Genomic DNA, 17,840 nt, shown 5'->3' with positions numbered 1-17,840 from the left:
TCGTATAGAAAATATACCAGTTTATTGAATGGATCGAAAGCCCCATATCTGGCGGGACAAATCATTCCAACCGCTGGAGAGAGCCCAAAATGTCCATTCTTCTTGTCACTTCGAGCCCGCGCGGCGCTGCCTCGCATTCGACCCGCATCGCCACCGAATTCGCCGAAAAGCTCGTCGCCGCCGATCCGTCGAACACGCTCGTCGTGCGCGACCTCGTCGCCAATCCGTTGCCGCACATCGATGCCGACTATGCGACGGGCATCTATACCCCGACCGAAGCGCGCACTGCGCGCCAGGCTGAAGTCGTCGGCGTCTCCGATGTGGTGCTCGACGAGCTATTCGCCGCCGATACCGTGATCCTGGCCACAGGCTTCATCAACTTCAACATCTCCTCGACCCTGAAGTCCTGGGTCGATCACATTTCTCGTTCCGGCAAGAGCTTTGCCTATGGCGAGAACGGCCCCAAGGGTCTGGTCACCGGCAAGAAGGTCTATATCGTGCTGGCTTCCGGCGGCATCTATTCGGAAGGTGCGGCCGTGCAGTTCGATCACGCCATTCCCTACCTGCGTGGCGTGCTCGGCTTCCTCGGCATGACCGATGTCGATGTCATCCGCATCGAAGGTGTCGGCATGGGCCCTGACGCGGTGACCGCAGCGCTCGCCAAGGCGACCGCCAAGGTCGACGCCGTTGTGGCCGCCAGCCGGGACGTCGCGGCTGCCGCATAAGGCGCTGCGGCCACCCACCCGAAATTGAAAAAAGGCAGGCGCGTACGCGCCTGCCTTTTTCTTGGCGGCGCGACAAAGTTACGTGTGGAAAATGGATGTATTGCGTTGGATAAATTGCAGCGCAACGCCATTGGTTATTCTGCTGTTCTGCGTTATCGGTCGCCGATGTTCCTTTCCGTCGCTACAACGCAACGTCCGGCCACAGATCTCGGCTTCTTGCTGCACAAGCACCCCGAACGTCTGCACGAGACTGACCTATCCTTCGGCAAGGCTTGGCTGTTCTATCCGGAAGCGACCGACGAGCGTTGCGAGGCCGTACTTCTGCTAGACGTCGACCCTATAGGGCTAGTGCGAGGCAAGGGGCAGGCAGAAGGCTTGTTGGACCAGTATGTGAACGACCGCCCGTATGCGGCATCGTCCTTCCTGTCAGTGGCATTGAATAAGGCGCTGCGAACCGCGATGACCGGCATATCAAAGGAACGCCAGCAACTGGCCGACAGCGACCTGCCGCTCGAAACCGTGGTGACCCCGCTGCCGATGCGCGGCGGCGAGGCTCTCGTGCGGGGTCTGTTCGAACCCTTGGGATGGTCCGTTGACCTGACGCCGATCGAAACTATTGGATCCAACACAGGCGGCCCCCGATACGGTCATCTTAGGCTGACCGGCACCGGCCGGCTAAGCAGCCTGCTCAATCACCTCTATGTCCTGATCCCGGTGATGGACGACGCCAAGCACTACTGGGTTGGCGAGGCCGAGATCGACAAGCTGCTGTCCAAAGGCGAAGGCTGGCTGGAAAACCACCCAGCCAAAGACCTAATCGTGCGCCGTTATCTGCGCAACCGGGGTGCGTTGGCCCGCATCGCCCTAGAGCGACTGGCTCCCGAGACGGCTGGTGAGGCCCTGCCTCCCGAAGCCCGGATTGCGCCCGAGGAAGCGCTCGAGGCGCCCATCCGACTGAATGACCTGCGCATGGACGCTGTGGTCCGAGCCATCCGCGCGACCGGCGCGACCAGTATTGCAGATCTGGGATGCGGCGAAGGCAAGCTTCTCTATCGGCTCGTGCGCGAACGATGGGTCCACAAGATGTTCGGACTCGACCCTGCCGTTCGTGAGCTGGAACGGGCTGCCAAGCGTCTCAAGCTGAACGAGTTCGGCGGACCGCCCGAAGGCCGTGTCACGCTGATGCATGGATCGCTGACATATCGCGACAGCCGCTGGGCAGAAGCTGATGTTGCCGTGTTGGTGGAGGTCATCGAGCATCTCGACGAAGACAGATTGCCCCTGATCGAACGTGTTGTCTTCGGCGAGACGGCGCCCAAAACCGTGATCGTGACCACGCCCAACGCCGATTATAACGCCTTGTTTCCCAATCTGGCTCCCGGCGCCTTTCGCCATCCGGATCACCGTTTCGAATGGAGCCGCGTTCGGTTTGAAGCCTGGGCGGCCCGGATCGGCAAGGCCTATGGCTACAGCGCCGCATTCAGCGACATCGGAGCCGTGCACCCAGTCCTGGGGGCGCCGACACAGATGGCGGTGTTCACCCGATGAGAGAGCCCGACAAGACCGATCTCGCCATCCCTGACTTCGCCCTGGTCGTGCTGATCGGATCGACGGGATCAGGCAAGTCGACCTTCGCCGCCAGGCACTTCCTGCCGACAGAAATCATCTCCTCGGATCGCTGCCGCGCGCTAGTCAGCGACAACGAGACTGATCAGGATGTCTCGGCAGATGCCTTCGATTTGGCGCGCGAGATTGCCAGCAAACGGCTCAAGTATCGCAAGCTGGCCGTCATCGATGCCACCAACGTGCGAGCCGCTGACCGCAAGGCCTGGATCGAACTTGCGCGCAAGTGGCACACCTTGCCGGTCGCCGTGGTCATCGATCCAGGTGTCGACGTCTGCGTCGCTCGCAACGCGTTGCGACCCGACCGGCCGTTCGGCGCCGGCGTGGTCCAGCGCATGACCACCGAAATTCGCAAGGGCCTCGGCGGGCTGCAACGCGAAGGTTTCCGCCAGGTCTGGAAGCTTACCAGCGAGGCCAGTATCGACACCGCCAGGGTCACGCGCCAGCCATTGTGGACCGACAAGCGCGACCACCACGGTCCGTTCGATATCATAGGCGACATCCACGGTTGCGCCGATGAACTTCAGGCCTTGCTCGCTCAACTCGGTTACAGCGTCGCCTGGTCCGAGGATCATGGCGAACGAATCGTCGCTGTGACACCGCCGGAAGGCCGCAAGATCGTCTTTGTCGGCGACCTCGTCGATCGCGGTCCCAACGTGCCCGACACCTTGCGCATCGCCATGAGCATGGTCGCGGCCGGAGCCGCCTACTGTGTCCAGGGCAATCACGAACGCAAGCTCAGCCGCTGGCTGGAGGGCCGCAAGGTGACGATTGCCCACGGCCTGCAACAAACCATCGATCAGCTGGACGCTCAGGATCGCGGCCTGCGAGAGGCTTTGCCGGCCTTCCTCGACAGCCTGCGCAGCCACGTCTGGCTGGATGACGGACGCCTCGCCGTCGCCCATGCCGGCCTCAAGGAAGAGATGATCGGACGTGGCTCCGGCGCTGTGCGCGAGTTCGCCCTCTATGGCGAAACCACTGGCGAAATCGACGAATTCGGCCTGCCCGTCCGTGCCGATTGGACTGCCGCCTATCGCGGCAAGACCGCCGTGGTCTACGGGCACACGCCGGTGCTGTCGGCCGAATGGGTCAACAACACGCTGTGTATCGACACCGGTTGCGTGTTCGGCGGCAAACTGACGGCCTTGCGCTGGCCGGAACGCGAACTGGTCGAGGTGCCGGCAATCCAGACTTGGTCCGAACCGGTGCGCCCACTAGGTGGGTCCTCCGGTCTGGGCAGATCGGCACAGGCCGACGCCGACGGGGTGCTCGACTATGAGGATGTCTCCGGTCGACGTTGGATCGAGACCGAACTGAGGGGCCGGGTCGTTGTGGCCGAGGAGAACGCGTCGGCAGCACTTGAGGTGATGAGCCGTTTCGCATTGTCGCCGCAGTGGTTGATGTATCTGCCACCGACGATGTCGCCATCGGAGACCAGCAGCCAAAGCGGCTGGCTGGAGCGCCCCGAGGAGGCCTTCGCCCATTTCCGCGAGCGTGGCGTCACCCAAATCGTTTGCGAGGAGAAGCACATGGGTTCGCGGGCAGTCATCGCGCTGTGCCGAGACGCACAGGCGGCGCGCGACCGGTTCGGGGTCCCTGGCGACGAGACCGGCGCGATCTGGACCCGGACCGGACGCTCCTTTTTCAACGGCACTGGCATGACGGAGGGCCTGCTCGCCCGCCTCCGCGCCAGAGTCGAGGCTGTGGACCTATGGAAGGAATTGAACAGCGATTGGCTGCTGCTGGACGCCGAGATCATGCCCTGGTCGGCCAAGGCCAGCAGCCTGATTGAAAGCCAGTATGCACCAGTAGCGACGTCTGCGGCCGCAGGCCTCCAAGCCAGTCGCGAGGCGCTGGCCCGTGCGATGGCGCGTGGCATCGATGCGGCCTCGCTGGACGCTCGCCTTGAGGACCGGGCCGCGCGCGCGGCCAGATACGCTACCGCTTGGGCGCCTTACGTGTGGCCTGTCTCGGGCATCGAGGACCTGAAGGTCGCACCATTCCACCTGCTCGCCAGCGAGGGACGTGTCTGGTTCGATCATGACCACGTTTGGCACATGACACTTGCAGAGCGCCTGGCTGCCGGCGTGGTAACGCGAACACAATGGCGGGTGGTAGATCTGGCCGACGCCGGCGCTTGTGCCGAGGCTGTTGCCTGGTGGGAGACGCTGACCGGCTCGGGAAGCGAAGGCATGGTGGTGAAGCCGCGCGACTTCGTCAGCCGGAACAAGAAGGGGGTTATCCAGCCGGCGCTGAAGGTGCGCGGCCGGGAGTATCTGCGCATCATATATGGCCCTGAATACGACGCACCGGACAATCTCGTGCGCCTGCGGGAACGAGGCTTAGGTGGCAAGCGTAGTCTGGCGCTCCGGGAGTTCGCGCTCGGTCACGAGGCGCTGAAGCGGTTTGTCGCCAGGCAGCCCCTACGGCGTGTCCACGAGTGTGTTTTCGGCGTCCTGGCGCTGGAGAGCGAGCCAATAGATCCAAGGCTGTAGTCTAGACTACCCAATGAAATGCCTGAGCAACCCCGCCGAAGCGACCCCGATCAGCACGGTCGGCAGCATGGAAAACCGCGTGGCGGCTGCCAGAGTAACAGCCAGCGCCAGAAGATCCGCCGGGGACTTCGATACGAAGGCCGGTGCGATGACAGAGATCAGCACGCAGCCGGGCGCAGCTTCCATCACAGCCGTGGCACGGGCGCCCAGCGTGCGGTTGCGCAGGACGACATAGCCGCCGATCCGCGTCAGATAAGTGACGCCGGCCATCAGCACGATGGTGAAAAGGGTCGTTGCATCGATCATGCATCACCTGCCATCAGCCAGGCCGCGACCAGACCCGACATGGCGCCGGCGGCGACATACCAGGCACCGGGAACGAAGAGATAGACCAGTGCTGCAACGACCAGGCTGACCAGCCAGGGCCGCGCCGCCGCCATACCCGTCCACATGCCGCGCATCAGCACCAGGAAGACAGCCGGGAACGCCATGTCAAAACCATAGGTCTCGACATGGCCGAGCATCGGACCGAGCAAGGCACCCAGCGTGGTGAAGGCCACCCAGGTGAGATACATCGCCAGCGCCGCGCCCATATAGTAGCGCGGGCTAAAGGCCGGCGTAATGCCGGCAGCAGTACGCTGTTTGGCATCGGCCAAGCCCAGCGCCCAGCTTTCATCGCACATAAGGAAAAGCGCCGGAAACACCTTGCGCCGTGGCAGGTCGCGCAGGAACGGCGCCAGTGCCGCACCCATCAGCAGGTGACGGCTGTTGACCAGGAAGGTGATGGCGACGATGAGCACGATGTTCGGCGGCGACGTCCACAACTGGATCGCCGCGAATTCCGAACCGCCGGCGAAGTTCAGCCCTGTCATGGCAGACAGTTCGACCGTGCTCAAGCCTTTCTGCGTGGCCTGGGCGCCAAGCACCAGCGCATAAGGGATGGTGCCGAACAGCACCGGCGCGCAGGACGCCACGCCACGGCGGAATTCGGATTTCGAACCATCTGCCACCGTCTCGACTGCCTGTAAAATGCTCATGTGTCTTCATCGGCTGACCTCGCGGCCGCCGCTTCCCTGCGTTTGAAATCAACTGATGTCGGCAGCAAACATACCGAAATCGGTCCGCAATTTGGTTGCGGAGATTGTTGTATTTCGCCCAATTCTGGCATTTTATGTTACAAATTTTCGAATAGATGGAATCTGTAGCCATGAAGCTGGATGAGATCGACAAGCGGATTCTGCGGGCGCTGCAGCGCGACGGCCGCATGGCCAACAATGATCTGGCCAATGAGGTCGGGCTGTCGCCATCGCCTTGCCTGCGTCGCGTGAAGCTGCTGGAGGAAGCCGGTGTCATCGACCGCTACGTCGCCGTGCTCAACCCGGCCAGCATCGGCAAAGGCCTAACCTTCTTCACCCGCATCTGGCTGAAAACGCAGGACGAGGACACGATCGAGCATTTCGCCACCGAAGTCGCCAAGCTGCCGCAGGTGATGGAGTGCTACCTGATGCTCGGCGATTGCGACGCCATGGTGCGCGTGGTGGCGGCCGGCATCGACGACTACCGCCGCTTCCAGTCGGAGCATCTGAGCCGCATCAAGGGCGTGCAGAACGTCAAAACCGACGTCCCCAGCCAGACGATCAAATACACGTCGGAACTGCCGGTCTGATCTGCTGAAAACGGCGTCGGGCCAGACTGGATAAAAAATGCAACCGGATTGTAGGATCAGCCTCGCTGCCGGCGTCCTTCGGATGCAAGCAGCGCTGAGCGCTGCCCTCTGGCATGGGAGATTTGAATGAGCTTTTCCTATCGTTGGGTCATCGTCGCGGCTGGCGCGCTGATGTCCTGTGTCGCCATCGGGACGATGTTTTCGCTGGCGATCTTTCTCGAGCCGATGGCGATCGACACCAACTGGTCGCGCGCCGGCATTTCGAGCGCCATGACGCTCAACTTCCTGGTGATGGGCCTCGGCGGCTTCGCCTGGGGCGCGATATCGGACCGTTTTGGCGCCCGCATCGTCGTGATGACCGGCGCGGTTCTGCTCGGGCTGGCGCTGGTGCTGGCCAGCCGGGCCGGTTCGCTGCTGAGCTTCCAGATTACCTATGGCGTGCTGGTCGGCCTCGCGGCAAGCGCCTTTTTCGCGCCGATGATCGCGCTGACCACAGGCTGGTTCGACACCAACCGCAGCCTCGCCGTCTCGCTGGTCTCGGCCGGCATGGGCGTGGCGCCGATGACGATTTCGCCCTTCGCCCGCTGGCTGATCTCCGCCTATGGCTGGCGCACCGCCATGTTCGACATCGGCATTACCGCCTGGCTATTGCTGTTGCCGGCGGTGCTGCTGGTGCGCCAACCACCGAAGCCCGTCATGGCCGATACCGGCTCCGCGCCGGTTGCCGAAGGCGCCGGCCTGACGGTCGGCAAGGCGCTGCGCTCACCGCAGTTCATCGTGCTGGGGCTGACCTTCTTTGCCTGCTGTGCGGCGCATTCCGGCCCGATCTTCCATATGGTCAGCTATGCCATGCTGTGTGGCGTCGCCCCCATGGCAGCGGTCTCGATCTACAGTGTCGAAGGCCTGGCAGGCCTCGGCGGCCGGCTCTTCTACGGCGTGCTGGCCGACCGGCTGGGCGTCAAGCCGGTGCTGATCGCGGGCCTGGCGATCCAGGCGATCGTCATTGCCGCCTATCTCTCGATCAGCCGGCTTGAGCAGTTCTACATGCTGGCCGTTATCTTCGGTGCCACCTATGGCGGCGTCATGCCGCTCTATGCGGTGCTGGCGCGCGAATATTTCGGCCAGCGCATCCTCGGCACCGTGTTCGGCGCCGCCACCATGCTGTCCAGCCTCGGCATGGCGCTGGGCCCGCTTGCCGGCGGCATGGTGTTCGACGCCTACGCCAACTATTCCTGGCTGTTCATCGGCTCGGCTCTTATCGGGCTCGGGGCGGTCGGCATCGCCATCGCGTTCCCGCCACTGCCGCGCAGGGAGTTGCAGCCGGCTTAGTCCGCGTCGATTTCCCAAACCTTGCTGGCCAGGCGCGCAATCAGCCTGGCCCGTTCGGTTCACTGCGGATCCTGTCCCCTGTTTCACCTGTTCCCCCTTTGCGCGAGGCAGCTTACGGCCAACGTTTGCACCAAGCGATCTCGACTGAGCTCGCGCATCCAGTCCACGCCAGAGAGGACATCCTGATGGTCGAACATCCGAGTGGAAGCGAAAGCAACAGAATTGCCGCAAGCGCTGTTACCGACGACGATCCGCGTCTTGCATTCATTTATCAGGAAGCAGTGAGAGGTCTCACGCAACAGCAAACCCTTGTGGAGAACATGAGCAGCCGCGCCGGCAGCCTTGTCTTCGCCACCGCCTTCGCAAACTCGTTGCTTGGCGGTGCGGCCCTTTCCAACGGGCTTGGGCCTTGGGACTGGATTGCGGTGGCCCTGCTGTTCGGCATTGGCGGGCTGATCGTCTTCATGCTTTGGCCCTACCACCAATACACATTCCGCTTCGATCCCGAAGAGTTGCTTGATCAATATGTCGACGGCGACAGGCCGACGACGATGTCGGCCATGCGCCGCGCGCTTGCGCTTCGCATCAAGGCGGACATGGCCGGCAACTGGCGAATTATCCAGCGGCTGCGGGTGGCGCTGCAGATTGCGCTGCTGTTTCTGCTGCTCGATATCCTGGCCTGGCTTTTGGCGATTGCAGGCGTTTGAGCCGGAGGGCACACGGGTCCGCCACGGCCCGGCGCTTGCAGGACAGGCAACCCACGATGGATCGAAAAGCTTTCTTGAGCATTTAAGCTTTGGCTAATAGTAGCCCAGGAGAGAACCAATGAAAAAGACGCTGCTCATTTTGAGCCTGCTCATTCCGCTCTCGGCGTGCTCCCGTACCGAACAAGGCGCTGCCGTCGGCGGCTTGGGTGGCGCAGCGGTAGGCGCCGCGGTGGCCGGCGATCCTGTGCAAGGGGCGGTTGTTGGCGGTGCGGTTGGCGCGATAGCCGGGGCCGTCATCGGGCACGCCAGCGAAGCCGGCCAGTGCAGATATCGCGATCAGTATGGCCGGGTTTACGTTGCACGATGCCCGGAGGGTTACTGACCTGGAGGCGCGTGATCTCTTTCGATCACGCGCCTGCTCCGGAGGTGGGATAAGCGATGGGCTATCGGATCAAAGTACTGCTGGGTTGCTGGTTCGCCGTTGCCAGCGCTGCCGCGATGTATGCGGCATCCACCGCCGCGATCTCCGCCGCGCCTGTTGATGCCAAGACGATTGCCGATCACCTCTCATCGGTAAAGTCCATGTCCGGGGACTTCGTCCAGTCGGGTCCAAATGCGGAAAGGACCCGTGGCAGGTTTTTTCTACAACGCCCCGGCAAGATCCGATTCAACTATGCAGGCCAATCAGGAATCAGCGTGATTGCAGATGGCAAATCCCTGGTGGTTTATAACAGAAAGCTGAAGACATCGCGGCTTTATGCTCTCTCGAAGACGCCGCTTAAGCTGCTGCTCGACAATAAGGTCGACTTCTCCGGCAATCGCGTGAAAAGCGTCAGGAACGATGGCGCCCAAGTTACCGTCAAGCTGGCCGACAGATCGACCTTCGGCAATTCGAGCATCTCCATGGTGTTCGACAGTAAATCTCTCGATCTGCGCAGATGGAGCCTCACCGACGAGAAGGGACTTACCACAACGGTGACTATATCAAATGTGAAGCAGGGCGTTCGCGCTCCCGAGGGCACCTTCGTGATCGACTACACGGCAAACCGTGAATTCAACACGACAACGAAATAGCCGAAGCCGCGGGCATATTCCCTGGCCGGAACCAATGCGATTGCCAGCGGTTTAGTCCATGAAGGGACCGGAACCGCAAAGGACGCGGCGCAATGATTGAAATTCACAGCATGGAAGCGGCCAAAGCCAGACTGCGTATAAGGAGAGCTGAGCACTCTTTGAAGTGCGCGAACGACTTGCTGGATGAGGAAGGTGGCGTCGCCCTCAATTTGGCATTGTGCAGCCGGATAAGGGCCGCGCAAAGGCACCTGATCGAGGCAAGGGCACGCCTGATGACGATCGATCCCGCCAGGACGAATTGACCCGCTGGCGGTCGCGATCTGCGACCTCCAGCGGAGAGGTGGTCCTGCCTACCCAAAAATCCGATCGCCCTGCTCGTCGACCAACTGGATGCCCTCCTTGATCGAGATGTCGACGGCGTCGTCGAGCGGAGAGTTAAAGAAGGTTGTATCAGACAGACCTAAGGCGATAGTAGTTATTCGTCGGTAAGTGGGGCTTTTCATCGTGACAACTCGCCTGGGTCCGCTGGTAACCTTTTGCTTGATCGCCTTTGTCGCCTTGACTGCAACTGCATCGGCCGTCGCAAAGCAGAAAGCGCCCGAAGAATGGCCGATGAACTTCATTCTGGTTCGGAACGGCGATTGCAACGTCAACTGCGTCCAATGGATATCTGCCGAGGGCATAATAAAACCTGATACCGCCAGGCAATTTGAGAAATTTCTGCGGAAACTGAAGGGAGAAAGGCTTCCTGTCGTGTTTCAGTCTGGCGGCGGGAACGTGGATGCGGCGCTCGAAATGGGACACATGATCCGCGCCGCCGGCCTCGAAACTGCGATAGGCAGGACGCAGTTGAACGGCTGCCCGATGCTGGTGCCACGCTGTCCGCAAAAGATGGTCAGGAACGGCTGGTCGGAAGGGGAAGTTCATTCTGGTGGGGCGTACTGTTTCTCGGCCTGCCCATGGGCCTTGGCTGGGGGCAAGGTCCGCGCCGCAGCTGCCAATGCCCGGATCGCCGTCCATCAGATAACGAACGGCCGGAAGACACCCCGAATGCACAACGGCAGAAGAAGCCTTGATGAGATTTCGACGGTGCCTGATCCGGCGCTGAAGCAGTTGCTGTCCGACTATTTCGACGAAATGGGCGTCAACAGCGCCGATGTGTTCGCCATGATGGGGCTGGCAACGCCGCAGGGCCTTTATAACGTCTGGGACGCTGAAGCGCTCAAATCAGGCATCATAACGAAAGTCTACTCGTACTCGGAAGAACCGGGCTACGTCATCGGTGGAACGAATGTTGCCGATCCGGCCGATCCCACGCCGGCGGCTACTCCAGTGCCGGCGGTTACCACAATGCCGGACGAACTCATGCATTTACTGCCATAGCAAGGCGGCCTGTAGAGTGAGCCGGCTTTGATGGCATTGCGGAGACCAGGCCTTGTTTGGCGTTCCCAACACGCTTGACAGCATCTTCACGCTGATCGGTTGGGCTCATTGCGAGATGCCGAAGACTTTCGCTCCGACCGGTCCTGCCTATCCAAAAACCCGATCGCCCTGCTCGTCGACCAGTTGGATGCCCTTCTTGATCGAGATGTCGACGGCGTCGTCGAGCCCGGCAAAGCGGTCGGCGCGGATGAATTTGTGTTCCTTCACCACGCCGTCGATCTCCTTGGAGACGACGCCGCAGGTCTGGTACTGGCCATCGGCCTTGTAGGGCGTGGCGCTGATCAGAAAGCCCTTGTGCTCGACCTGCTTGGCTGGCGCTGCACTCGTCGGCTCAGCCGTCTGGGTTCCGCCGCCGCCACCGCCGAAAAGACGCTTCAGAAAAGACATCGGACTTCCTCCAACAGCATTCATCCCGCACCATGTAGAGTGACGCGGGATGAATTTCACTATCGGTCCTTGGGCCAGCGGGCAAGGGCTGCGTCCGGTCGGCTGGACGAGCTTACTTGTGCGACAGCGCTTCCAGCGCCTCGGCGGCGGCTTCGAGGATGGCGATGGCCTCGGCCTGCTTGTCGGCCGGGGCGTCGACGAAGTCGCCCAGAGCCGCGCGCAGCCGGTGACGGACTGCGCGGAATTCGTCGCGCGCTTCCGAACGATCCCCGCGGCCACCGCGGCCGCCACGACGCCCGCCCTCTTCGCTCTCGTCGTTCCAGCCGAACCAGTCGCGCGCCTTGGCCATTTTGCGGCCGAAGCGCTCGAGATGGTCGAGCACGCCGTCGATCATCTCGCGGTTGTCGGCGAGATGCGCCTGGCCCGCCTCGGTGATCGAAAACACCTTCTTGTTGCCGTCGGCGGCGGAGGCGGCATAGCCGGCCTCTTCCAGGAAGGTCAGCGTCGGGTAGACCACGCCCGGGCTCGGGCTGTAGATGCCGCTGGTGCGCTCTTCCAGGGCCTTGATGATGTCGTAGCCGTGACGCGGCGCTTCGGCCAGCAGCGACAGCGTGATCAGCTTGAGGTCGCCGTCGGCCAGCATGCGTCCGGCGCGGAACATGTCGCCCGGACCGCCGCGCCCGCCACCACGGCCGCCGTGGCCGAACGGGCCAAAGCCGCCGCCCCCTCTGCCACCGAATTTGCCGGCCATGTGCATGAACATGCGCTCGCCGAAATGACCGCGCCCGAAATGATTGTGTTTGTGCATTGATTGCTCCTTGAGTTGTATCTTACGATATATCTTAATTAGGCAAGTCAATCGATGGAGTCAAGATATATCTTACGATGTATCTGAATGCAGCACCAGCGGGCTCGATTTTCCAGTCTCGGCCGCTTCGTTGCGAACGGCGGCCACCGATAAATTCGGCTACCAGCGCCCCATGCGCCGGTTCCAGGCATAGAGAAGATCGGCAAAGCGATCGTAGGCAAAGCGTGTCAGCGGCAAGGCAACCGGATTGCCGAACAGCGTCGCCAACCAGCCCTCGCCCGGCGTGACCTTCCATACCGCGATGGCGACATCGGCGCCGACCAGCAGTCGGCCCTCGGCATCGGTGGCGTGCAGCCGGCGGCGGATATCCTCAAGCGACGCGCCAAATCCGGCTAGCGCTGCCGGTTCAAGATTGATGTCTCGGAACTCGATCCGCCCAGCCTTGATCGCTTCGATCAGCCGCCGCTTCTGCCTGCTGATCCCGGCATCGCAGACCGGGCAGCGCGTGTTGTACCAGACGGTCAGCATAGTTCCGGCATTTGGTTGGTAGCGCAAACTTGAAGGACCACGAACGATCGGGCGCCGTCAAGACGTCGCTCGGTCGCTCGCGCGAAGGAGAATGTATCGGGCCAGCCGGTCCGGCCCTTCCGCTACGGGCTTTATCCGAGCGAGGTGACGATCTCGCGGTAGGCTAATTCGGGAAAGGCCTTCAGCGTCCGCGTCCTGACATTGCCGGCTGCCGCCAGCATCAGCGAGAAGCGCGCCAGCACCGCGTCGTCGGGCGCTTCGACCACCGCCACCATGTCGTATTCGCCCATGGTCAGGTAGAACGCCTTGAACGATCCGCCCATGTCTCCCAGCTGCTTTCTGGCGGCGTCGAGCCGCTTCGGTGACTCGCGCACGTTTCTGGCACCCTGCTCCGTCCAGTTCATCAGCACGATGTAGCTTGTCATGGCACACCTCCCTCCGGGGCCACGGAGCACGGCGGCTTCGCCGGGGCGGGCATCCGGCTTATCGCCCAGAAATGCATCCGACAGCGAAATTATCCTCCCGAAGGGCCTGGCCCGCAAGAGTGCGCCCCACAAACAAAAAAGGGCGCCATCGGCGCCCTTGAACTCTTTGCATCGGTAAGTCTCAGCTATCCAGGAAACTGCGCAGCTTGCGCGACCTGCTCGGGTGCTTGAGCTTGCGCAGCGCCTTGGCTTCGATCTGGCGGATACGCTCGCGGGTAACCGAGAACTGCTGGCCGACTTCTTCCAGCGTGTGGTCGGTGTTCATGCCGATACCGAAGCGCATTCTGAGCACGCGCTCCTCGCGCGGCGTCAGCGAGGCCAGCACGCGCGTGGTGGTCTCGCGCAGATTGGCCTGGATCGCCGCGTCGATCGGCAGGATCGCCATCTTGTCCTCGATGAAATCGCCCAGGTGCGAATCCTCCTCGTCGCCGACCGGCGTTTCGAGCGAGATCGGCTCCTTGGCGATCTTCAAGACCTTGCGCACCTTTTCGAGCGGCATGGCAAGCTTTTCGGCCAGTTCTTCCGGCGTCGGCTCGCGGCCGATCTCGTGCAGCATCTGGCGCGAGGTGCGCACGATCTTGTTGATCGTTTCGATCATGTGCACCGGAATGCGGATGGTGCGCGCCTGATCGGCGATCGAACGCGTGATCGCCTGCCGGATCCACCACGTCGCGTAGGTCGAGAACTTGTAACCACGGCGGTATTCGAATTTGTCGACCGCCTTCATCAGGCCGATATTGCCTTCCTGGATCAGGTCGAGGAACTGCAGGCCGCGATTGGTGTATTTCTTGGCGATTGAGATGACGAGGCGCAGATTGGCCTCGACCATTTCCTTCTTCGCGATCGCCGCTTCGCGCTCGCCCTTCTGCACCTGGTTGACGATCTTGCGGAATTCCAGGATCGAGATCGCCGTTTCGGTGGCGAGGTTCTGGATCTCGGCGCGCAGGTCCTTGATCGCATCCTTCTCGTTCTTGGTGAATTCCTTCCAGCCGCGCGAGGTCAGGTTGCCGATCGAGCGCGTCCAGTTCGGGTCGAGCTCGGAGCCCTGATACTCCTTCAGGAACTCCTCGCGGCGTACGCCGTAGCTTTCGGCGAGCCTGAGCAGCTTGCCTTCGTTCTGCACCAGGCGCTTGTTGATGTCGTAGAGCTGCTCGACCAGCGCCTCGATGCGCGCCGTGTTGAGCGACAGCGACTTCACCGCCTTGATCAGTTGGTCCTTCAGTTCCTTCAGCCGGCGGTCCTGGCTGGGCGACAGCGTGCCGGCGGCGGCCAGACGGTTCTCGACCTGCTGGTCCTGCAGCTTGCGCAGCTTTTTGTAGGTGTCGGCGATAACGTCGAGCGTTTCCATCACCTGCGGGCGGAGTTCCGCTTCCATCGCGGCCAGCGACAGGCTCGCTTCGTCCTCGTCTTCGTCGTCGTCATCCGTCAGCCCACGCGTATCGGCGCCGACATTGGTGATGTCGTCTTCGTCGTCGCGCGAACGGCGCGGCTTGTCCTCGACCTTGGCTTCCTCGACGCGCTCGACCACCGGCGCCTGCTTGGCCTCGGGGCCGGCATAGGTGGCTTCGAGATCGATGATCTCACGCAGCAGGATCTTGGATTCGTTGAGTTCGTCGCGCCAGATGATGATGGCCTGGAAGGTCAGCGGGCTTTCGCACAGACCCGCGATCATCGTCTCGCGGCCGGCCTCGATGCGTTTGGCGATGGCAATTTCGCCCTCGCGCGACAAAAGCTCCACCGAGCCCATCTCGCGCAGATACATGCGCACCGGATCGTCGGTGCGATCGGTCGGTTCTTTCTTGGTGGTGGTGGCGGCGACCGCGGTGCCGGTCTGCTCAGCCAGCTCGTTGGCGTCTTCCTCGGCATCGGCCGCGGTGTCGGCGGCCTCGGGCTCCTCGCCCTGCTCGTCGTCCTCGACCACGTTGATGCCCATGTCGGACAGCATCGCCATCGTGTCCTCGATCTGCTCGGAGGTCACTTCCTCTGAGGGCAGCACCGAATTCAGCTCGTCCATGGTGACATAGCCGCGCTTCTTGGCGGCCTTGATCATCTTCTTGACAGCATCATCGGAAAGGTCGAGCAGAGGGCCATCGGTGGCGCCTTCGCGTTCGGTTTCGACCTCTTCCTTTTCCTTTGTCGCCATAGTCTTTATCTTCTCCTAGCGGCCGAACTTCAAAGCCGCGTAAGCTGTCGGACCAGTCAAATCGGATGCGCTCGCTTATGAAACGCGCTTCACCGGGCCAGTAACTGCATCAACTCGTTTCGTTTGGTGTATGTCGTTGCCCCAAAACCGGGTTTCCCCTTTTTGGGCGACATCCATTAAGTCCAGATTAACCCTGATATCTGTGGCAGGCGGGCTGCCTGTCCAGTGACCAGTACCTCACATCGCTTATTTCCCGTCGACGCGGGTTCGGGTTAACGTTTCGAATCGTCCTGATTCCGCCAATCTGCCAGAAGGTCAAGCGCCTCTCGCATGATTCGCATGAAAAAAGCGAATCAATTACCCGACTTAGCCCGTTACGCGCCATTTCGACGCGCAACGACGCTTTCTCAATTCACTCGCTTCCAACTAAGCTCGCCCTGCCCTGCCCGAGGAGACGCCAAACCCTTCGATCAGCGCTTCCGTGGCTTGCACATCCTGGAATTGCGCCTGAATTTCGATCAGGTGCCGGTAGTTTTCGTCTGTGGGATCGGTGGCGAGCGCCGCTTCCGCCTGTTTCAGTTCCTTATGTAAGGTGCGCGCGCTGCGCTGCAAGTGCAGCGCCTGGCTGAAAGCATCGCGGGCATCTTCGAGGGCGGCGGTCTCCAGCGCCGGCCATTGCCGCATTCGCCGGATCAGGCCGACGGCCCGCTCCCAGATCTCGGCGCAGCCGGCGCGTTCGATCGTCGCAATCACCGCCTGCCGATCATTGGCCATGTCATGCGCCATTGCATCGAGGATTGCCGCATGCAGCCGCCTTAGATCGGAGTTGGCAAGATCGAGAAACTCGATATGGGCGAAATTCTCGTCGATCAGTGCCGGATGGTTGACCAATGCGACGATGATCGTCGCCTCGCGCACCGACATCCCCTCGCCGCCGCGTTTGACCAAAGCCGACTGGCCGAGACTTTCGGTGATCGCAATGCGGCCGCCACCGCTCTTGGCGAACTGCCCGCCGGGAGCGGCTGCCTTGCCCTGGCCGCGCTGACCTGGCCGGCCGCCATCCTGACGCCCACTGCGCTGCGAGCCGAAGAAGCTCAACACGCGCTCGCGCATCTCCTGTTGATAATGGTAGCGGAGACTTTCATCGCGGATGCGGCTGGTCAGTTCGCGCAGCGTCTTCTCGAGCTCGGCCCGCCGCTCCGGTGTATCGAAGACGCCGCCCGCCGTCTCACGCATCCACAAAAGGTCGACCAGCGGCCGCGCCTCGGCCAGCACGCTACGAAACGCATCCGGTCCTTCGGCCTTGACGAGGTCGTCGGGATCCTTGCCTTCCGGCAGCAGCGCGAAACGCGCCGAGCGCCCGGCCTGCACCGACGGTAGCGCCATGTCGGCGGCCCGCCACGCGGCCTTCAACCCGGCCTTGTCGCCGTCGAAGCACAACATCGGCTCCGGCGCCATGCGCCACAGCAGCTCGAGCTGGTTCTCGGTGAGCGCGGTGCCGAGCGGCGCCACGACATTCTCGAAGCCGGCCTGCGCCAGCGCGATGACATCCATATAGCCTTCGACGGCGATGACCGTGCCGCCCTTGGCCAAGGCCTTGCGAGCGCGGGCGAAATTATAAAGCACGTTGCCCTTGTGGAAGAGCTCGGTGTCGGGCGAGTTCATGTATTTGGCCAGCGCATCGGGCTGCAGCGCGCGGCCGCCAAAGGCGATGATCTTCCCCCTGGAATCCGGGATCGGAAACATGATGCGGTCGCGGAACCAGTCATAGGAAACCGGGATGTCGTCGCCGTGGCGCACCAGTCCGCAGGCCTCGATATCGGCTTTCGGCACGCCCCTGGCGGCGAGATGCTCCTTCAGCGCATTGCGGCTGTCCGGCGCAAAACCGAGCCGGAACGATTGCTGCGTCGCCGGCGTCAGGCCGCGGTCGCGCAGATAGGCACGCGCCTTGGCGCCTTCCGGTCCCTGCAGCCGTTCCTGGAAGAAGGCGGTCGCCATCTCCATGACGTCGGTCAGGCTGGCGCGTTCCTTTTCGCGCCGCTCCTCCTGCGCGTCGCGGACCGGCATCGGCACCCCGGCCATGTCGGCGATCTTCTCGACCGCCTCGGGAAAGCTCATCCCGTCCAGTTCGGTGAGGAACTTGAAATGATCGCCCGAGACCGAACAGCCGAAACAGTGGTAGCGGCCCTTCTTGTCCTCGCAGTGGAAGGAAGGGCTCTTCTCGCCGTGGAACGGGCAGCAGGCCCAATAGTCGCCGCGCGGTGCGTTGGTCTTCTTGCGGTCCCACGCGACGCGCTGGCCGATCACCGATGAAATCGGCACGCGGTCGCGTATCTCGTCGAGGAAGGCGGGTGGAAAGCGCATCGGGGAACTCGTTTCCCGATTATATAATCACGCCCGCGAAATCCGACGACCCTTAATGCGGGC

General features: G+C 62.2%; 19 protein-coding genes. 10 read left to right on the top strand and 9 right to left on the bottom strand.

Annotated features, from left to right (window positions below; translation table 11 throughout):
- Positions 1 to 89 precede the first annotated feature (89 nt).
- The 3 genes from A9K65_RS12230 to A9K65_RS12220 all read left to right on the top strand — a co-directional run bounded on the left by A9K65_RS12230 (position 90) and on the right by A9K65_RS12220 (position 4,843).
- Complete coding sequence (locus A9K65_RS12230) at positions 90 to 725, top strand: FMN-dependent NADH-azoreductase (RefSeq protein ID WP_064994564.1); 636 nt, start codon at positions 90 to 92, stop codon at positions 723 to 725.
- Positions 726 to 830: 105 nt separating this feature from the next.
- Positions 831 to 2,273 carry a 3' terminal RNA ribose 2'-O-methyltransferase Hen1 gene (locus A9K65_RS12225; protein ID WP_244514334.1) on the top strand — a complete coding sequence of 481 codons (1,443 nt, stop codon included), beginning with the start codon at positions 831 to 833 and terminating at the stop codon, positions 2,271 to 2,273.
- Positions 2,270 to 4,843, top strand: a complete 2,574-nt coding sequence (locus A9K65_RS12220) for a polynucleotide kinase-phosphatase (RefSeq protein WP_064994563.1) — start codon at positions 2,270 to 2,272, stop codon at positions 4,841 to 4,843. Before A9K65_RS12225 ends, A9K65_RS12220 begins: the two co-directional genes overlap by 4 nt.
- 6 nt (positions 4,844 to 4,849) lie before the next feature.
- Here A9K65_RS12220 and A9K65_RS12215 read toward each other — a convergent pair whose 3' ends face one another.
- Positions 4,850 to 5,149, bottom strand: coding sequence for an AzlD family protein (locus A9K65_RS12215; protein ID WP_064994562.1), 300 nt, complete (start codon positions 5,147 to 5,149; stop codon positions 4,850 to 4,852).
- Complete coding sequence (locus A9K65_RS12210; protein WP_064994561.1) at positions 5,146 to 5,880, bottom strand: AzlC family ABC transporter permease; 735 nt, start codon at positions 5,878 to 5,880, stop codon at positions 5,146 to 5,148. Before A9K65_RS12210 ends, A9K65_RS12215 begins: the two co-directional genes overlap by 4 nt.
- A gap of 170 nt (positions 5,881 to 6,050) precedes the next feature.
- On the opposite strand from A9K65_RS12210, the gene A9K65_RS12205 reads away from it, so the two are divergent.
- The 6 genes from A9K65_RS12205 to A9K65_RS12180 all read left to right on the top strand — a co-directional run bounded on the left by A9K65_RS12205 (position 6,051) and on the right by A9K65_RS12180 (position 9,921).
- Complete coding sequence (locus tag A9K65_RS12205; protein WP_063168771.1) at positions 6,051 to 6,509, top strand: Lrp/AsnC family transcriptional regulator; 459 nt, start codon at positions 6,051 to 6,053, stop codon at positions 6,507 to 6,509.
- A 126-nt stretch (positions 6,510 to 6,635) separates the two neighbouring features.
- Positions 6,636 to 7,838 (top strand): MFS transporter, encoded by a 1,203-nt coding sequence (locus A9K65_RS12200; protein ID WP_064994560.1) that lies wholly within the window; start codon positions 6,636 to 6,638, stop codon positions 7,836 to 7,838.
- 320 nt (positions 7,839 to 8,158) lie between these two features.
- Positions 8,159 to 8,545 carry a hypothetical protein gene (locus tag A9K65_RS12195; RefSeq protein WP_082826532.1) on the top strand — a complete coding sequence of 129 codons (387 nt, stop codon included), beginning with the start codon at positions 8,159 to 8,161 and terminating at the stop codon, positions 8,543 to 8,545.
- A 118-nt stretch (positions 8,546 to 8,663) separates the two neighbouring features.
- Positions 8,664 to 8,927: a YMGG-like glycine zipper-containing protein gene (locus tag A9K65_RS12190; RefSeq protein ID WP_013530156.1), complete on the top strand. Its 264-nt coding sequence runs from the start codon at positions 8,664 to 8,666 to the stop codon at positions 8,925 to 8,927.
- 56 nt (positions 8,928 to 8,983) lie between these two features.
- Positions 8,984 to 9,619 (top strand): outer membrane lipoprotein carrier protein LolA, encoded by a 636-nt coding sequence (locus tag A9K65_RS12185; RefSeq protein WP_064994559.1) that lies wholly within the window; start codon positions 8,984 to 8,986, stop codon positions 9,617 to 9,619.
- Positions 9,620 to 9,711: 92 nt separating this feature from the next.
- Entirely contained in the window at positions 9,712 to 9,921 is a 210-nt protein-coding gene (locus A9K65_RS12180; protein ID WP_013530154.1) for a hypothetical protein, read from the top strand.
- Positions 9,922 to 9,969: 48 nt separating this feature from the next.
- Here A9K65_RS12180 and A9K65_RS35135 read toward each other — a convergent pair whose 3' ends face one another.
- Positions 9,970 to 10,242 carry a hypothetical protein gene (locus A9K65_RS35135; protein WP_145923780.1) on the bottom strand — a complete coding sequence of 91 codons (273 nt, stop codon included), beginning with the start codon at positions 10,240 to 10,242 and terminating at the stop codon, positions 9,970 to 9,972.
- Between A9K65_RS35135 and A9K65_RS12175 the strand changes: the two genes are divergently transcribed.
- Positions 10,232 to 11,002 carry a hypothetical protein gene (locus A9K65_RS12175; protein WP_157678471.1) on the top strand — a complete coding sequence of 257 codons (771 nt, stop codon included), beginning with the start codon at positions 10,232 to 10,234 and terminating at the stop codon, positions 11,000 to 11,002. The two genes, A9K65_RS35135 and A9K65_RS12175, sit on opposite strands and share 11 nt — an antisense overlap.
- A 147-nt stretch (positions 11,003 to 11,149) precedes the next feature.
- Here A9K65_RS12175 and A9K65_RS12170 read toward each other — a convergent pair whose 3' ends face one another.
- The 6 genes from A9K65_RS12170 to dnaG form a co-directional block, all read right to left on the bottom strand.
- On the bottom strand, positions 11,150 to 11,449 hold the full coding sequence (locus A9K65_RS12170; protein WP_024505488.1) for an HlyU family transcriptional regulator: 300 nt from the start codon (positions 11,447 to 11,449) through the stop codon (positions 11,150 to 11,152).
- A gap of 112 nt (positions 11,450 to 11,561) precedes the next feature.
- Positions 11,562 to 12,257 (bottom strand): PadR family transcriptional regulator, encoded by a 696-nt coding sequence (locus A9K65_RS12165; RefSeq protein WP_013530152.1) that lies wholly within the window; start codon positions 12,255 to 12,257, stop codon positions 11,562 to 11,564.
- A 159-nt stretch (positions 12,258 to 12,416) separates the two neighbouring features.
- Entirely contained in the window at positions 12,417 to 12,785 is a 369-nt protein-coding gene (locus A9K65_RS12160) for a DCC1-like thiol-disulfide oxidoreductase family protein (RefSeq protein WP_024505487.1), read from the bottom strand.
- A gap of 131 nt (positions 12,786 to 12,916) precedes the next feature.
- On the bottom strand, positions 12,917 to 13,210 hold the full coding sequence (locus A9K65_RS12155) for a GYD domain-containing protein (RefSeq protein ID WP_013530150.1): 294 nt from the start codon (positions 13,208 to 13,210) through the stop codon (positions 12,917 to 12,919).
- Between the two features lie 181 nt (positions 13,211 to 13,391).
- Positions 13,392 to 15,413 carry an RNA polymerase sigma factor RpoD gene (gene rpoD, locus A9K65_RS12150; protein ID WP_013530149.1) on the bottom strand — a complete coding sequence of 674 codons (2,022 nt, stop codon included), beginning with the start codon at positions 15,411 to 15,413 and terminating at the stop codon, positions 13,392 to 13,394.
- A gap of 426 nt (positions 15,414 to 15,839) precedes the next feature.
- Positions 15,840 to 17,777, bottom strand: coding sequence for a DNA primase (gene dnaG, locus A9K65_RS12145; protein ID WP_013530148.1), 1,938 nt, complete (start codon positions 17,775 to 17,777; stop codon positions 15,840 to 15,842).
- Between the last annotated feature and the right edge of the window lie 63 nt (positions 17,778 to 17,840).

The sequence above is a fragment of the Mesorhizobium sp. WSM1497 genome, assembly GCF_001672455.2.
GTDB lineage: Bacteria > Pseudomonadota > Alphaproteobacteria > Rhizobiales > Rhizobiaceae > Mesorhizobium > Mesorhizobium ciceri.
The sequence above is the reverse complement of the archived record's forward strand: the minus strand, read 5'-3'. Positions and strand labels throughout refer to the sequence as shown.

Bases quoted from the DNA above. Each gene is read 5' to 3' on its own strand.
- A9K65_RS35135 (WP_145923780.1), bottom strand. From the start codon at position 10,242: ATGAAGTTCATCGGCCATTCTTCGGGCGCTTTCTGCTTTGCGACGGCC.
- A9K65_RS12170 (WP_024505488.1), bottom strand. From the start codon at position 11,449: ATGTCTTTTCTGAAGCGTCTTTTCGGCGGTGGCGGCGGCGGAACCCAG.
- A9K65_RS12180 (WP_013530154.1), top strand. From the start codon at position 9,712: ATGATTGAAATTCACAGCATGGAAGCGGCCAAAGCCAGACTGCGTATA.
- A9K65_RS12205 (WP_063168771.1), top strand. From the start codon at position 6,051: ATGAAGCTGGATGAGATCGACAAGCGGATTCTGCGGGCGCTGCAGCGC.
- rpoD (WP_013530149.1), bottom strand. From the start codon at position 15,413: ATGGCGACAAAGGAAAAGGAAGAGGTCGAAACCGAACGCGAAGGCGCC.
- A9K65_RS12230 (WP_064994564.1), top strand. From the start codon at position 90: ATGTCCATTCTTCTTGTCACTTCGAGCCCGCGCGGCGCTGCCTCGCAT.
- A9K65_RS12155 (WP_013530150.1), bottom strand. From the start codon at position 13,210: ATGACAAGCTACATCGTGCTGATGAACTGGACGGAGCAGGGTGCCAGA.
- A9K65_RS12220 (WP_064994563.1), top strand. From the start codon at position 2,270: ATGAGAGAGCCCGACAAGACCGATCTCGCCATCCCTGACTTCGCCCTG.
- A9K65_RS12215 (WP_064994562.1), bottom strand. From the start codon at position 5,149: ATGATCGATGCAACGACCCTTTTCACCATCGTGCTGATGGCCGGCGTC.
- A9K65_RS12190 (WP_013530156.1), top strand. From the start codon at position 8,664: ATGAAAAAGACGCTGCTCATTTTGAGCCTGCTCATTCCGCTCTCGGCG.
- dnaG (WP_013530148.1), bottom strand. From the start codon at position 17,777: ATGCGCTTTCCACCCGCCTTCCTCGACGAGATACGCGACCGCGTGCCG.
- A9K65_RS12185 (WP_064994559.1), top strand. From the start codon at position 8,984: ATGGGCTATCGGATCAAAGTACTGCTGGGTTGCTGGTTCGCCGTTGCC.
- A9K65_RS12200 (WP_064994560.1), top strand. From the start codon at position 6,636: ATGAGCTTTTCCTATCGTTGGGTCATCGTCGCGGCTGGCGCGCTGATG.
- A9K65_RS12165 (WP_013530152.1), bottom strand. From the start codon at position 12,257: ATGCACAAACACAATCATTTCGGGCGCGGTCATTTCGGCGAGCGCATG.
- A9K65_RS12210 (WP_064994561.1), bottom strand. From the start codon at position 5,880: ATGAGCATTTTACAGGCAGTCGAGACGGTGGCAGATGGTTCGAAATCC.
- A9K65_RS12175 (WP_157678471.1), top strand. From the start codon at position 10,232: ATGAACTTCATTCTGGTTCGGAACGGCGATTGCAACGTCAACTGCGTC.
- A9K65_RS12195 (WP_082826532.1), top strand. From the start codon at position 8,159: ATGAGCAGCCGCGCCGGCAGCCTTGTCTTCGCCACCGCCTTCGCAAAC.
- A9K65_RS12160 (WP_024505487.1), bottom strand. From the start codon at position 12,785: ATGCTGACCGTCTGGTACAACACGCGCTGCCCGGTCTGCGATGCCGGG.